Raw genomic sequence first — 13580 nt, forward strand, 5'->3', positions numbered from 1 at the left:
AGAGTTTGGCCTAGTCGTCGCGGCGCTGCTGGCCGGGGACGTCCTCGTCCGTGCGAGGCAGTTGGCCACGGCCGACGTTGCCCAGCAGTTGTTCCAGAATGGTCAGCTGGCGACCGCGCGTCGGCGTCTCATTGCTATTCATGGACAGGCGCTGGCCGTCGTCGAGCCCGAGCGTACGAACCTCTGCGACTTGGCCAGCGTCGTTGAAAGTGATCTCCGTCACGCTGCGCTGCGTCACCTGGGGGCGGTTGTAGGTGTATTTCTCGGTCGTCTGGCTGATGTAGTACCAGACTGTGTCCTTCTCGAACGTCGAGGTGGTCGATGGCGAGCCGAGGCGGGTCAGCACCGTCTGCCGTGTGTCCGTGCCCGCCACGATGTCCGTCGGCTTGGCGTCGATGGCCTGAAACCCGTTCTGCCCAATCGTGGGCGCACAGGCGACGGTCAGGGCTGCGAACGAAAGAGCGGCAAAAGTCAGGGAAATGCGGAGCATGGGCGAGCCTGCGACAAAACAAGGTCTTTGACCTAACCGGACCTGCGCCTTAGTTCAACGGCGCGGCGGAAAAGGGGCCGTATGATCATGCTGTCAAAACTGTTCCGAACCCGACCCCACGTCCGAATGGGTGAGACCCTGTATGAACGGGCGGTCGATCAGGCCCGCCATACGGATTTTTACACGACGCTGGGCGTCGCCGACCAGATCGATGCGCGATTCGAACTCTACACTCTGCATGCCCTGCTGCTGATTCTACGCCTGCGCGACGATGACCAGAATCGCGACGAGGGCGGGGCCGAGGCGGCGCAGGCGCTGTTCGACACCTATGTCTCGGCGCTGGATCATGCGCTTCGGGAACTGGGTGTGGGCGACACCTCCGTCGGCAAGAAGATGCGCAAGCTGGGAGAGGCCATGTACGGACGGATGCAGGCCTATGAGACGCCTCTGCGCGACGGCGATCAGGCGGCGTTGGCGGCGGGCCTGGCGCGGAACGTCTATGAGAGCGACGATGCGGCCACAGGTGCGGCCCTGGCGCGTTATGCCATTGCCAGCCGTCGACGCCTGGCGACACAAGGTTTTGGTTCGCTATTGAAGGGCCCGGACTGGGCGGAGATTGCGGCATGATCGAGAGCGGATTGCCCTACAGCGTGCCGGTGCGGTTGCATCAGGCCGGAGCGGGTCTGGAGCGGCATCTGGAGCCGGACGCAGCCGAGCGGGCGAAGATTGCAAAGTCGCTGGACCTGGCGTCGCTGGACGCTTTTGACGCCGACATCAAACTGGAGCCCAGTGGTCACTCGGGCTGGCGCGTGTCGGGCCGGGTGCGGGCCGACGCGGTCCAGACATGCGGTCTGACGCTGGAGCCGCTGCCGATCCACATCGATGCCAGGTTCTCGATTCCGCTGGCTGAGGCGGTCGAAACCGAAAGTGACGAGATCGACGTCACCCTGGACGACGATGCGCCCGACCTGATCGAGGACGGTCAGATCGACCTGGGTCAGTATGCGGTCGAGCAACTGGCGCTGAAGCTGGACCCGTTCCCCCGCAAGCCGGGCGCCGAATTCGTACAGCCCGAAGAACCGGCGGAAATCTCGCCCTTTGCGGTGCTGAAAGCGTTGCGTCCGTCCGACGAAGGTTGACGCAGGGTCTGCACGGTTGCATCCCCCCGGCGCGGGTCTATCTTCCCGCCTCAAAGCGCCCGAGTCCCTGGCGCGACGGAGTCGAACCGGCTTGCCATCCTCCATACTAATTTCGCTCGACGGCATGGGCGGGGACCACGGTCCGCCCGTCGTGATCGCCGGCATCCAGGACTATCGCAGACAGCACGGCGGCGAAGGAGTCTGCTTTCTGGTGCATGGCGACGAAGCCGCCATCCGGAGCGAGATGGCCAAGTGCGGCCTGGGCGACGATCTGGTCGTCGTGCGCCACACTGACAAGGTCGTAGGCATGGAAGAAAAGCCCGCCCAGGCCATGCGGCGGGGCAAGGGCTCGAGCCTGTGGAACGCCATTGAAGCGGTCAAAACGGGTGAGGCGCATGCTGTCGTCTCGGCGGGCAATACAGGGGCGTTGATGGCGATTGCCAAGCTGATCCTGCGCATGTCGGCCCACGGGCTGGAACGTCCGGCGATTGTCGCCAGCTGGCCCACGCTGCGCGGCGTGACCGCCGTGCTGGATGTCGGGGCCAATATCGAGAGCGACGCCGAACAACTGATCGAATTCGCCATCATGGGCGAGGCCTTTCATGCCGCCGTGCACGGGGTAGCGCGTCCAACCGTCGGCATACTGAACGTCGGCTCCGAGGACATGAAGGGCCACGAGGAGGTCCGGGAAGCCAGCCGTGTCCTGCGTGAGGGTGGTTTGGGTTTGAACTATCACGGCTTCGTCGAGGGCGATGACATCGCCAAGGGCACGGTCGATGTGGTCGTGACCGACGGCTTTACCGGCAATATCGCGCTCAAGACCGCGGAGGGCGTGGCGCGGTTCATCTCGGCCCTGTTGAAGGAGGCGCTGACGTCCAGCCTTCAGGCCAAGGTCGGGGCGGCGATCGCCATGCCGGCGCTTAAGGCCATGGGACGGCGGATCGATCCCAGTTCCATCAATGGCGGACCGCTGCTGGGTCTGAACGGCATTGTTGTGAAGAGCCACGGCGGGGCTGACGCAAAGGGCTTTGCCAATGCCATTCGTATCGCGGTGGATCTGGCCCGCAGTGACTATCTGACAAAGGTGCGTGACAGCCTGAACCGGCTGCCCGCAGCCCTGGAGTTGCCGGCGGCGGCGCCGGAGACCGTGACGGAGCCTTCCCAGTGAGCGTAGTGCGCAGCGCCGTGACCGGCGTCGGGTCCTTCCTGCCCGAACAGATCGTAACCAATGCCGACTTGGCCCAAATCGTCGACACGTCCGACGAATGGATCCAGGAACGCACCGGGATCAAGCAGCGTCACAAGGCCCGTGACGACCAGCCGACCAGCGACCTGGCCACCGAGGCCGCGCGGCGGGCCTTGGCCGATGCCGGCAAGACGGCGGCTGATGTCGATCTGATCATCGTGGCGACCACGACGCCGGACATGACCTTTCCGGCCACGGCCTCGATCGTGCAGCGCAAGCTGGGCGCGCCGGTAGGAATTGCGTTCGATGTCCAGGCGGTCTGTTCTGGCTTCGTCTATGCGATGAGCGTGGCGGACGGCTTCGTGGCGCGGGGCCTGGCCAAATGCGCCCTTGTGATCGGTGCCGAGGAAATGACCCGCCTGATGGACTGGACCGACCGGTCGACCTGCGTCCTGTTTGGCGACGGGGCCGGTGCCTTCGTCATGCAGCCGCGCGAGGGGCAGGGGACCAAGGACGATCAGGGCCTGCTGGGGTTTGCCCTGCGTTGCGACGGCAACAAGACGGACCTGCTGTATGTCGATGGCGGACCGGCCACGACGGGCACGGTCGGGCATCTTAGGATGGCTGGGAACCAGGTGTTTCGTCATGCCGTCGTCAATATCGCCGAGGCCATCACGGCGGCCTGTCAGGCGGCCAGCATCGAAGTGTCGGATGTCGACTGGTTCGTGCCGCACCAGGCCAATCAGCGGATCATCAAGGGCGTCGGTGACAGGCTGGGTCTGGACGAAAACAAGGTCATCTCGACGGTGGCGATCCATGCCAATACTTCGGCGGCGTCCATCCCGCTGGCCATGGATGCGGCCATTCAGGACGGACGGATCAAGCGGGGCGACATGGTGCTGCTGGAGGCCATGGGCGGCGGGCTCACCTGGGGAGCCTGCGCCTTCCGTCTGTAAAATAGGGTTTTCGGCTTTCCATTTGACGACGCTTGGCCTTTTATAGATCGAACGACCCTCGGAGGGGAGCGGACCGTGACCGACAATCAGACCCTGACCCGCGCAGACCTGTGCGAAGCCGTCCATGAAGAGGTCGGGCTCTCGCGACTGGAGTGTTCCGCCATGGTCGAACGGACGCTGGAACTGATCATCGAATCGCTGGAGCGCGGTGAGACCGTGAAGCTGTCCGGATTTGGTGTGTTTCAGGTCCGCGAGAAACGTGCCCGCATGGGACGTAACCCCAAGACGGGCGAGCCTGCTGCGATCAATCCGCGCCGGGTCATCAGCTTCCGTGCCTCGCAGATCATGAAGGGCAGGGTCCACGACGCGGTCGTGAGCGCCTGACGCCCGTGGCCAAAAGCCCCCAAGCCTTTCGTTCCATCTCCGAAGCGGCCGACGAGGTCGGTGTGCCCCAGCATGTGCTGCGGTTCTGGGAAACCAAATTTGCCTTCATCGCGCCGATGAAACGGGCTGGAGGGCGACGGTTTTATCGCCCGCAGGAACTGGTGGTGCTGAAGGCAGTCAAACGGCTGCTGCATGACGAAGGCCTGACCATCAAGGGCGTGTTGCGTCTGCACAAGGAGCAGGGGCTGAAGGCGTTGGCCCGCTATGGTGATCCCGGTGGACTGGTCAGTTTCGATGACGAAATGGCTGCGGCTATGCCCGAAACGCGTTCGACGTCGGGTCGAGCGACGGTTCGTCTGCGTCAGGCCTTGGCCGAGATTGAGGGCGCGCGGGCACGCCTGGATGCGGTTCTCATGAGAAGCGCCGGTTAGGCCATTTTTCCGTTTGCGGTCCGGCCAACCCCGTCTATAGGGAGCCCCTCTCGGAGCGTGGCGCAGCCTGGTAGCGCACTTGACTGGGGGTCAAGGGGTCGCAGGTTCGAATCCTGTCGCTCCGACCATCTTCCCTTGACCCGGTTCATCTTTGTTGTCCTATCGTGCACGACGCGGTCGCTTGCTACTTGAGGACGGGTTGGCCTTGGCACTCGTGACGCGCTGCTTGCGGCGAGTGTCGTTTCAGTCCTTCGGCTTGCCGCCTTCGGCCCATTTGAACAGCGGGAACAGGGGCACGCCCCAGGCGATGCCGGCGATGGCGAAGAAGGCCATGTCGATCCAGGGCGATTCCGGCAGGCGGTCGCCGATGGCAATGACGGCCCAGACGTAGAAGATCAGAAAGACCACAGTGCCCAGGCTGGCGACCAGGCGACGGCTACGCGGGCCCATCAGCGCTTGTTCCGGAACAGGAAGAAGGTGCCTAACGCGAGAGCCGCTGCGATGCCCGACCATGCAAGCCACAGCCACTGCTGTGAGGTGGCCACGCCGAAAACCCTGACCGCCAGAAACCAGCCCGCGACCGCTCCGACGCCGGAGACCAGAGCCGTAGCGAAGAAACCGCGGCGTCCGGTCAGCATGTCGGCCACACCGGCCAGGGCAAGGGCGATGGCCACGGCGGCGGCGATCTGGGCGTAGGGCAAGCAGCGTCTCCTGTTGCGGCGATCAGACGCCGTAAAGCGACTGGCACTCGCCGCCGGGGGCGGGCATACCGCTGATCCCGACGGTGAGCCAGTGCCACCGGGGGCAGTGTAACGGTCGGAACGGCGGGCGTCGAATGAAGCGTTTTAGCGCAGGTGGGCAGAGCCGGGCAGTGGCGGTCTGGCTGTTCGTCAGCGCAGCCCTGGTGTTCGCCATGGTCGTGGTCGGCGGCGTGACGCGCCTGACCGGATCGGGTCTGTCGATCACCGAGTGGAAGCCGATCATGGGGGCCTTGCCGCCTATGAACGGAACCGACTGGGCCGAGGCCTTTCAGAAATACAAGACGATCCCTCAGTACGCGCACATCAATCCGGACATGACCCTGGACGGGTTCAAGACGATCTTCTGGTGGGAGTGGGCACACAGATTTCTGGGGCGAATCATCGGCGTCGTGTTTGCCGTACCGTTCTTCGTGTTTCTGGCGCTGCGGAAGATCCCCAAGCGGCTGATCGGGCGGTGCGCGGTGCTGCTGGCGCTGGGCGGGCTGCAGGGGCTGATCGGCTGGTGGATGGTGTCCAGTGGTCTGTCGGAGCGGGTCGACGTCGCGCCCGAGCGCTTGGCGACGCATCTGGGGCTGGCGCTGCTGATCTTCATGGGACTGATCTGGACTGGGCTGGAGGCCTGGAACGGCGAGGAGCATTCGCGCTCGCCCGTGGGCTGGAGCCGAGGGGCGGCGGTGCTGCTCGGGGCCGTCTTCGTGCAATGCCTGCTGGGCGGGCTTGTGGCGGGGGCAAAGGCGGGGTTCGTTTATACCGACTGGCCGCTGATGAACGGGTCGGTCTTGCCGCCGGTCGAGTGGGGCGCAGGAGCGCTGACCTTCCTGCACGATCAGGCGCTGGTGCAGTTCAACCATCGGATCGCGGCCTACGGCCTGCTGATCGGCGGGACGATCTATGCGGTACAGGCGTGGCGTTGGCGGCTGGCCGAGGGGCTGGGCGTCAGCGCCATGGTAGTAGCAGCCGTGCTGTGGATGCAGGCGGCGCTGGGTGTCGTGACCCTGATCCATGCCGTGCCGTTGTGGCTGGGAGCGCTGCACCAGGCCGGGGCGGCTCTGGTCCTGGCCGTGGTGACGATCAATCTGTGGCTGGTGCGCCGATCTCAGCCGCGCCTGTTCATGTCCGGACCGAGGACCAGGGTCCTCTGATCGCCAGGGTGATGCCCGGGTACATGATATTCACGAACAGCACCTCGCCGTCGGGCGAGAAGACGGCTCCTGCAAACTCGGAATTCCCCGCGAACACATTGCGGCCGATGGCATAGACCTGCCCGTCCGGCGTGACGCCCTTCAGGTGGTTGCGGATGTCGCTGGAATAGTTGTCCTCGCAGACGATCAGATGGCCCCAGGGTGCGATGCAGATGTTGTCGGCCATGTTCATGGTGCGCAGGTCGGCACTTTCGGTGAACAGCTGGATGCGACCGGGACGGCTGGTCTCACCCGCCTGGCCTTCGTCGGACGAGGGGACGTAGCGCATGATCTGACCACGCTTCAGCGGCCCGCCCGAGGTGGCAGTCATGTAGAGTTCGTTGTCGCCCCAGAAGATGCCTTCGCCGCGCGCGACCAGGGCCGCCCCGGAGGCATGGCCGCGCAGACGCAGGTCGTCATTCGGCGATTCGACGTCGTCCATATCGATCCAGACGACCTCGCGCCAGTCGCGCACGGCCCACTCGGCGCTGTCCCAGTTGCGGGTGTCGGCACCGGGCTTGTCCTTGAATGCCATGGCCTGGAGGCGACCGCCTTCGATCAGCTTGCCGGGCGTTTTGGGGATGAAGCGATAGAAGAGGCCGTCGCCCTGATCCTCGGTCTCGTAGACGATGCCGGTGCGTGGATCGATGCAAACCGCCTCGTGGTCGAACCGCCCCATGGCCTTGAGCGGCACGGGATCGACCAGGCCGGTCGCCGTGGCGGGGACTTCGAAGACGAAGCCGTGCGGCTTGGTGACGTCGCGGGTGGCGGGCGTTTCGGTCGTCTCCTCGCAGGTCAGCCAGCTGCCCCAGGGGGTATGGCCGCCGCAGCAGTTGGTCGAGGTGCCGGCCAGGGACAGATGCTGGCTGACCTTCCGGCGTGTGGCGAGGTCATAGATCAGTGTGGTGGTGCCGCCGGGCAGGGCGCGACCGTCCTTGTAGGTGTCATAGCCCTTTGACGCGTCCAGCAGGCCGATGCGCTGCTGGTGAAAGCCGCCGGGGCCGAGATTGCGGTGAAGCGCGCTGGAGCCTTTGAGCTCGTGATTGCAGACCAGGGCGACGCGGGTCCCATCCAGAGGGAAACAGCCCATGCCGTCCGGCTGACCCGGCACGAACAGGCCATCGTCCATGGTGTCGCCGCTCTGGGAGACGATCTCGTAGGTGAAGCCTTCGGGCAGATCGAGCAGCTTGTCGGGGTCGGCCATCAGCGGGCCGTAGCCGTGCACATCGTTGATATAGGTCTCGCCCGCCGGTGCCGCCTGGGCTTTGACATTGCGGGCCAGACCGGCAAAGGCGACCGCAGCGGCAGAACCAGTGAAAAGCTGACGACGATCAGGGCGCATGCGAGAAGACTCCGTGGATGCCGTCTTATGCAGGGCCGGGGTGGCGGGATCATCATGGTTCTGTGACGAACGACGCCATGACGCAGGCAATCACGATCTCCCGCATGATGGATCGCCGGTAGAAACGCGCCTCATTCTGCCAAACATATGCGGTATTTTAATACCTTACTAAATTAAACTCATATATTCAATGACATATTGGCATGTTCGGGTGATATCAGTCATTGACCCCAACCCTGTCATCCCCTAGTAAGCGCGCCTTCCGCTTCTTCCGGCCATCTGGTGGGGAGGGGCTCATCGTATCGCCTTCCCGGGAAACCCACGTCATGCTGAAGAGCACTACGGCTTCGTTGAAGCCGGCCGACGTCGAGAAGAAGTGGATCCACATCGATGCCGAAGGCGTCGTCGTGGGCCGTCTCGCGACGTTCATCGCCAACCGTCTGCGCGGCAAGCACCGCGGCGACTACACCCCCCACGTCGATTGCGGCGACTATGTCGTCGTCACCAACGTCGACAAGGTGGTGTTCACTGGCAAGAAGAACACCGACAAGATTTACTACCGCCACACCGGTCACCCGGGCGGCGTCAAGCAGACGACCCCGGAAAAGGTCCTGAACGGCCGCTTCCCCGAGCGTGTCCTTGAAAAGGCCGTCGAGCGCATGCTGCCCAAGGAGAGCCCGCTGGCTCGCAAGCAGATGACGCACCTGCGCCTGTTCGCCGGTTCGACCCACGATCACGAAGCCCAGAAGCCCGAGACGATCGACTTCGCGTCGGCCTCTCCCAAGAACACCCGGAGCGTCTGAGCATGACCGACGTCACCAACACCGAAGCCGCCACCGGTTTTGATGCTCTGAAGAGCATGCAATCCCCCGGCGTGGGCGAAGAGCACCCCGTCTACGTCCAGAAGCTGGACGCCCAGGGTCGCGCCTATTCGACCGGCAAGCGCAAGAACGCGATCGCCCGCGTCTGGGTGAAGCCCGGCACCGGCAAGTTCACGATCAACGGCAAGGACCAGATGCAGTATTTCGCCCGCGAAATCCTGCGCATGATGATCGCCCAGCCGCTGGTCGTCACCGGCCGTGAAACCCAGTTCGACGTGGTCTGCACCGTCGAGGGCTCGGGCCTGTCCGGCCAGGCCGGCGCGATCCGCCACGGCCTGTCGCACGCCCTGACCCACTACGAGCCGGCCCTGCGCCCGGTCCTGAAGCCGCACGGCTTCCTGACCCGCGATAGCCGCGTCGTCGAGCGCAAGAAGTACGGCCGCGCCAAGGCCCGCAAGTCCTTCCAGTTCTCGAAGCGCTAACTGCCGATCCCGGCAGTGGGATTACGAAGGCGCTCCGGGGCAACCTGGAGCGCCTTTTTCTTTGGATTGGATCATGTCGCTTAGTCTGCTGATGATCGCGGGCGGGACAAGTCTCCTGCTTCTTTGCCTCGGGTTGGCTTGGAGGCTCTTGGCCGACCCGCCTCTAGGAAGCGACGCCTGGGCGTTGTCGATCTTCCTGATCTTGTTCTCAATCACGCTAGGTTACGGGGTGGTGAGCCAGGTGGCAGAGGTCGTGAACTACACCATACCTCGCCGCGAGGTTTTCGATCTGATCTGTTTGGCTCCGTTTCCGCTCGGACTCGCGGTGTTCATGGGGTGGAATTTTTTGACCGGAATCAGAAAGGGAGAGATCGATCAACGGTCTCGAGCGGGCATCAGGTACGTAACACGTCGAAGCAGCCAACCGATATCATACTGGAGTACACTGAGTTTCTTCGGCGCAGTGTCTCTCTTAGGCGTTGCAGCATTCCTGTTCGTTGTTTTCGCGCTGGTCAGGCAAGCATGACACTTACCATCTTCATCGACGGCGAGGCGGGGACCACGGGGCTGGAGATCCGCGAACGGCTGGAGGCGCGCGCTGATCTCCAGTTGATCCTGCTCGGCGACAGGCGGCGCGAGGTCGAGGCGAGGCGCGAAGCGCTGAATGCGGCGGATGCGGTAATCCTGTGCCTTCCGGACGAGGCGGCGAAAGAAGCGGTGGCCATGATCGAGAACCCGGCGGTGCGGGTGATCGACGCCTCGACGGCCTACCGCGTCGATCCGGCCTGGATCTATGGCTTTGCGGAGATGGCACCCGGGCAGCGCGAGCGGATCGCAGGCGCGACGCGGGTGTCCAATCCGGGATGCTATCCGACCGGCTTCATTGGCCTGATCGCGCCACTGGTACGGGCCGGGCTGGTGCCAGCCGACTGGCCCGTGACGGTCAATGCGGTGTCCGGCTATTCCGGTGGCGGCAAGGCGATGATTGCGGAGTTCGAAGGTGGTGCCCCGACACCGTTCCGCGCCTATGGCCTGTCGCTGAAGCACAAGCATGTGCCGGAGATGACGCGGCACACGGGCCTTTCGCGCGACGTGCTGTTCACGCCTGCGGTGGGCAACTATCGTCAGGGCATGCTGGTCGAGGTGCCGCTGCACCTGTCGTCCCTGCCCGAGACACCGTCCATCGAGCGCATCCATGGAGCCCTCGCCGAAGCCTACGACGGCCAGAGGTTCGTCGAAGTAGCGGAGCTCGAGACGACCGAAGCGATGACAGGCCTGGATCCCGAGGGCCTGAACGGCACCAACCGGATGCGGCTGCATGTCTTTGGCGACCGGTCGGGCGGGCAGGCGCGGCTGGTCGCACTGCTGGACAATCTGGGCAAGGGCGCGTCGGGCGCAGCGGTTCAGAACCTGAACCTGATGCTGGGGCTGGACGAGGGCACCGGGCTGGGGTGATCCGTCGCGCTTGAAACCTCTGCGGCTCTGCCGACGTATATTTGGTCATGACCCAGACCCTGAGCCGTCGAACCCTGTTCCTGACCGCCGGTGCGGTCGCCCTGACTGGTTGTGCGCCCGAGACGGCGGACGCCTCGACCCGTCAGTACGCCAACTCGCCCTTTCGCCGCGTGACGGATGCGCAGTGGCGACAGCGGCTGCCACGCGCGGCCTATGACGTCCTGCGGCACGAGGCGACCGAGCGGCCGGGCTCCAGTCCCCTGAACAACGAGAGCCGGCGCGGGACCTTCGTCTGTCGTGGCTGCGACCTTCCGCTGTTCCGGTCGCAGTGGAAGTACGACAGCCGCACGGGCTGGCCCAGCTTCTATGACGTCATCGCCGCCAATATCGGGACCAAGACCGACTATGCGATCGGCATCCCGCGCGTGGAATATCACTGCGCCCGCTGCCTGGGACACCAAGGCCATGTGTTCGACGACGGCCCGCGTCCGACGGGCAAGCGCTATTGCAACAATGGCGTGGCGCTGAAGTTCGTGCCCGCCTGACGGCTCAGGCCTGTTTGCGGGCCGTGATCGCCGACTGGACCGTCACGCCGAACAGGATCGAGGCGATCACGACCATCAGGCCGTAGTTGAAGCCGCGGATGAAGAACGGTACGACCGCCAGGACGGTCACGATGCTGGGAAATATCCCCGCCCAGACGGCCGAGGTCGGAGCCAGCGGGCTGATCATGGGCGGACGCTGGGCGTTCATTTTCATCAGCTTCGACAACGGCTGGTTCAGGCCGACGTAGATGACGGTGTACAGCACCGCCAGCGCCGGGTTCAGCCACACCGGACCAGGCTCGCCATAGACGGTCGCCGTCATCGTCAGGAGCAGAAGCGGGATGCCGGTCGCAAAGGCCAGCAGCAGGTTCGGTTCGATACGCTTCAACTCTTGACCTTCACATAGGAGCCCGGGGCCGGTTCTATCGGCGAAAGAGGGCCGGATTTGGGGTCGCGGGCCGCGACCCATCCGCCCGACTTGTCATGCAGCCAGTCGGCCCAGTGGTTCCACCAGCTGCCGGGATGCTCCTCGGCCCCCGCCTGCCATTCGGCCAGGGTCGCGGGCAGGGCAGGGTTGATCCAGTGCTGGTATTTGTTGGCGCTGGGCGGATTAATGACCCCCGCGATATGCCCCGATCCGGCCAGAGTCAGCGTCACGTCGGCATTGGAGAAGGCCCGCGCCGACCGATAGACCGAGTTCATCGGCGCGATGTGGTCCTCGCGACTGGCCTGGAAATACAGCGGGATGGTGACCTTGGACAGATCGACCGTGAGGCCGCCGATCTCGAACGTGCCCTGGCTGAGCCGGTTCTGGCCATACATGGAGCGCAGATAGTCCATGTGAAGCCGCTTGGGCATGCGGGTCTGATCCGCATTCCAGAACAGCAGGTCGAAGGCAGCGGGCGACTTCCCCATCAGATAGTTGGACACAAAGAACGACCAGATCAGGTCGTTGGCCCGCAGGGCATTGAAGGTCTCGGCCATGGCCGCGCCGGGCAGGACGCCGCCAGCCGCATCCATCTGTTCCTCGACCTGGGCCAGCCAGTGCTCGTCGGTGAACAGAAGGAGGTCGCCCGCCTCGGCGAAGTCGTGCTGCGCGGCGAAGAAGGTTGTGGCCGTGACCCGCTCGTCCTTTTTCGCCGCCATATGGGCCAGGGCCGCGCCCATCAGGGTGCCACCGATGCAGTAGCCGACGGTGTTCAGGTGCTTGCCACTAGTCTGCTCCAGCACCTTTTCGATGGCGCGATAGATGCCCTTGTCCAGATAGTCGTCAAAGCCGAACTCGGCCTTGTCTCTGTCCGGATTGACCCAGGAGCAGACGATGACGGTGAACCCTTGCGCCGACAGCCAGCGGATCAGCGAGTTCGCGGGCTGCAGATCCATGATGTAGAATTTGTTGATCCAGGGCGGGAAGATCAGCAGGGGGATGGCCCGCTGCTTGTCCGTCGCGGCATCGTACTGGATCAGTTCGAACAGCTCGTCGCGCCAGACGACCTGGCCCGGCGCGGTGGCGACGTTTTGGCCGACGACGAACTGGCCATAATCGGCCTGGCTGATCTTCAGCTTGCCTGCACCGCGCTCCATGTCGGCGGCGAAATTCTGCATCCCCCGCACCAGCGATTCGCCATTGGTCTCGGCCAGGGCCTTCAGCGCGGCCGGGTTGGAAGCCAGAAAGTTGGAGGGCGAGAAGGCGTCGGTCAAAAGCTTGGTGAAGAACTCGGCCCGTCGCTTGGTCAGGGGATCGACATCATCGACGCTGGAGACCAGGCCGTTCATCCAGTCAGCGGTGACCAGATACGACTGGCGCATCATGTCGAACATGGGGTTTTCGGACCAGGCCGGGTCCTTGAACCGCTTGTCCTTCGACGGTTCGGGGGGCGTGTCGTCGCCTGCCGCGCGGCGCGTCGTGGTGGCCCACAGGTCCATGTACCGGTTGAACAGATCGGCCTGGGCGGCGAACAGGCGATCGGGGCGCGAGGCGAGGCTGGTCATCACGCTGTTCATTGCCGGGCCGACGTTGAACGGGTCGGGCGACAGGGCGGCAGGGCGGTCCGCCTGAGACAGGGCGGCCTCGGCAATCGCGGTCTGGGCCGTCATCGCGGCGCGGGCCAGATTCAGCGAAAGGCTCTCGATCATCTGACGCTGATCGGCTCCGACGTCGGCGAAGGGGAAAGAGGGGGTGTCTGGTGCGGGCTGTAGCTCAGGTGTCGGGGACGGGGGCGAATCGGCCTGAACGGCTTCGACGACAGGGGAGGGGGTGGGCTCGATCTCTGGCTTGGCCGCCTTGGCGCGGGGACGAGGCGGCTTTGCTGACGTCGGGCGACCCGACTTGCGCGGCGCACGCGAAGCCGCGTCAGGCACGGTCTTCGGGACCGACTTGGACGGGGGCTTGGCCATGGTCAGGCTC

The 13580-nt window shown here is 64.5% G+C and carries 17 protein-coding genes and 1 tRNA gene; 12 read left to right on the plus strand and 6 right to left on the minus strand.

Annotation, left to right across the window (positions count from 1 at the left end; translation table 11 throughout):
* Positions 1-10: 10 nt before the first annotated feature.
* The gene (locus tag AC4PRM_RS14410; RefSeq protein ID WP_487922298.1) at positions 11-490 is read right to left on the minus strand and encodes an outer membrane protein assembly factor BamE; all 480 of its coding nucleotides are present in this window, start codon (positions 488-490) and stop codon (positions 11-13) included.
* 81 nt (positions 491-571) lie between these two features.
* On the opposite strand from AC4PRM_RS14410, the gene AC4PRM_RS14415 reads away from it, so the two are divergent.
* From AC4PRM_RS14415 to AC4PRM_RS14445, 7 genes are all read left to right on the plus strand, one after another.
* Positions 572-1117 carry a ubiquinol-cytochrome C chaperone family protein gene (locus AC4PRM_RS14415; RefSeq protein WP_373258073.1) on the plus strand — a complete coding sequence of 182 codons (546 nt, stop codon included), beginning with the start codon at positions 572-574 and terminating at the stop codon, positions 1115-1117.
* Complete coding sequence (locus tag AC4PRM_RS14420; RefSeq protein ID WP_373258072.1) at positions 1114-1629, plus strand: YceD family protein; 516 nt, start codon at positions 1114-1116, stop codon at positions 1627-1629. The genes AC4PRM_RS14415 and AC4PRM_RS14420 overlap by 4 nt, the downstream gene beginning before the upstream one ends.
* Before the next feature lie 91 nt (positions 1630-1720).
* Complete coding sequence (plsX, locus tag AC4PRM_RS14425; protein WP_492040385.1) at positions 1721-2797, plus strand: phosphate acyltransferase PlsX; 1077 nt, start codon at positions 1721-1723, stop codon at positions 2795-2797.
* Entirely contained in the window at positions 2794-3771 is a 978-nt protein-coding gene (locus tag AC4PRM_RS14430) for a beta-ketoacyl-ACP synthase III (RefSeq protein ID WP_492040386.1), read from the plus strand. The genes plsX and AC4PRM_RS14430 overlap by 4 nt, the downstream gene beginning before the upstream one ends.
* 75 nt (positions 3772-3846) lie before the next feature.
* On the plus strand, positions 3847-4155 hold the full coding sequence (locus tag AC4PRM_RS14435) for an integration host factor subunit alpha (protein ID WP_373258069.1): 309 nt from the start codon (positions 3847-3849) through the stop codon (positions 4153-4155).
* Between the two features lie 5 nt (positions 4156-4160).
* Entirely contained in the window at positions 4161-4586 is a 426-nt protein-coding gene (locus AC4PRM_RS14440) for a MerR family transcriptional regulator (protein ID WP_492040387.1), read from the plus strand.
* A gap of 51 nt (positions 4587-4637) precedes the next feature.
* A tRNA-Pro gene (locus tag AC4PRM_RS14445) sits at positions 4638-4714 on the plus strand.
* Positions 4715-4829: 115 nt separating this feature from the next.
* On the opposite strand, the gene AC4PRM_RS14450 is transcribed toward AC4PRM_RS14445, so the two are convergent.
* Complete coding sequence (locus tag AC4PRM_RS14450) at positions 4830-5036, minus strand: DUF2842 domain-containing protein (protein WP_492040388.1); 207 nt, start codon at positions 5034-5036, stop codon at positions 4830-4832.
* Positions 5036-5287 (minus strand): LPXTG cell wall anchor domain-containing protein, encoded by a 252-nt coding sequence (locus AC4PRM_RS14455; RefSeq protein ID WP_373258066.1) that lies wholly within the window; start codon positions 5285-5287, stop codon positions 5036-5038. Before AC4PRM_RS14455 ends, AC4PRM_RS14450 begins: the two co-directional genes overlap by 1 nt.
* A 134-nt stretch (positions 5288-5421) precedes the next feature.
* On the opposite strand from AC4PRM_RS14455, the gene AC4PRM_RS14460 reads away from it, so the two are divergent.
* Positions 5422-6489 carry a COX15/CtaA family protein gene (locus tag AC4PRM_RS14460; RefSeq protein WP_492040389.1) on the plus strand — a complete coding sequence of 356 codons (1068 nt, stop codon included), beginning with the start codon at positions 5422-5424 and terminating at the stop codon, positions 6487-6489.
* Here AC4PRM_RS14460 and AC4PRM_RS14465 read toward each other — a convergent pair.
* Positions 6458-7870 carry an alkaline phosphatase PhoX gene (locus tag AC4PRM_RS14465; RefSeq protein WP_492040390.1) on the minus strand — a complete coding sequence of 471 codons (1413 nt, stop codon included), beginning with the start codon at positions 7868-7870 and terminating at the stop codon, positions 6458-6460. The genes AC4PRM_RS14460 and AC4PRM_RS14465 overlap by 32 nt on opposite strands.
* A 326-nt stretch (positions 7871-8196) precedes the next feature.
* On the opposite strand from AC4PRM_RS14465, the gene rplM reads away from it, so the two are divergent.
* The 4 genes from rplM to msrB all read left to right on the plus strand — a co-directional run bounded on the left by rplM (position 8197) and on the right by msrB (position 11173).
* Positions 8197-8673, plus strand: a complete 477-nt coding sequence (gene rplM / locus AC4PRM_RS14470; RefSeq protein WP_373258063.1) for a 50S ribosomal protein L13 — start codon at positions 8197-8199, stop codon at positions 8671-8673.
* A gap of 2 nt (positions 8674-8675) precedes the next feature.
* Entirely contained in the window at positions 8676-9173 is a 498-nt protein-coding gene (gene rpsI / locus AC4PRM_RS14475) for a 30S ribosomal protein S9 (protein WP_487922290.1), read from the plus strand.
* A gap of 522 nt (positions 9174-9695) precedes the next feature.
* The gene (argC, locus tag AC4PRM_RS14480; RefSeq protein ID WP_492040391.1) at positions 9696-10628 is read left to right on the plus strand and encodes an N-acetyl-gamma-glutamyl-phosphate reductase; all 933 of its coding nucleotides are present in this window, start codon (positions 9696-9698) and stop codon (positions 10626-10628) included.
* Positions 10629-10675: 47 nt separating this feature from the next.
* A complete protein-coding gene (gene msrB, locus AC4PRM_RS14485; RefSeq protein ID WP_492040392.1) occupies positions 10676-11173 on the plus strand; it encodes a peptide-methionine (R)-S-oxide reductase MsrB in 498 nt (165 codons plus the stop codon).
* A gap of 4 nt (positions 11174-11177) precedes the next feature.
* Here msrB and AC4PRM_RS14490 read toward each other — a convergent pair whose 3' ends face one another.
* On the minus strand, positions 11178-11561 hold the full coding sequence (locus tag AC4PRM_RS14490) for a hypothetical protein (protein ID WP_492040393.1): 384 nt from the start codon (positions 11559-11561) through the stop codon (positions 11178-11180).
* Positions 11558-13570: a class I poly(R)-hydroxyalkanoic acid synthase gene (gene phaC, locus AC4PRM_RS14495; protein ID WP_492040394.1), complete on the minus strand. Its 2013-nt coding sequence runs from the start codon at positions 13568-13570 to the stop codon at positions 11558-11560. The genes AC4PRM_RS14490 and phaC overlap by 4 nt, the downstream gene beginning before the upstream one ends.
* Positions 13571-13580 lie beyond the last annotated feature (10 nt).

The organism is Brevundimonas sp. DW-iso22, from assembly GCF_058725425.1.

Coding starts and splice junctions, on each gene's coding strand:
- AC4PRM_RS14410 (WP_487922298.1), bottom strand. CDS start 490: ATGCTCCGCATTTCCCTGACTTTTGCCGCTCTTTCGTTCGCAGCCCTG.
- AC4PRM_RS14415 (WP_373258073.1), top strand. CDS start 572: ATGATCATGCTGTCAAAACTGTTCCGAACCCGACCCCACGTCCGAATG.
- AC4PRM_RS14420 (WP_373258072.1), top strand. CDS start 1,114: ATGATCGAGAGCGGATTGCCCTACAGCGTGCCGGTGCGGTTGCATCAG.
- AC4PRM_RS14450 (WP_492040388.1), bottom strand. CDS start 5,036: ATGGGCCCGCGTAGCCGTCGCCTGGTCGCCAGCCTGGGCACTGTGGTC.
- AC4PRM_RS14460 (WP_492040389.1), top strand. CDS start 5,422: ATGAAGCGTTTTAGCGCAGGTGGGCAGAGCCGGGCAGTGGCGGTCTGG.
- AC4PRM_RS14465 (WP_492040390.1), bottom strand. CDS start 7,870: ATGCGCCCTGATCGTCGTCAGCTTTTCACTGGTTCTGCCGCTGCGGTC.
- rplM (WP_373258063.1), top strand. CDS start 8,197: ATGCTGAAGAGCACTACGGCTTCGTTGAAGCCGGCCGACGTCGAGAAG.
- rpsI (WP_487922290.1), top strand. CDS start 8,676: ATGACCGACGTCACCAACACCGAAGCCGCCACCGGTTTTGATGCTCTG.
- argC (WP_492040391.1), top strand. CDS start 9,696: ATGACACTTACCATCTTCATCGACGGCGAGGCGGGGACCACGGGGCTG.
- msrB (WP_492040392.1), top strand. CDS start 10,676: ATGACCCAGACCCTGAGCCGTCGAACCCTGTTCCTGACCGCCGGTGCG.
- phaC (WP_492040394.1), bottom strand. CDS start 13,570: ATGGCCAAGCCCCCGTCCAAGTCGGTCCCGAAGACCGTGCCTGACGCG.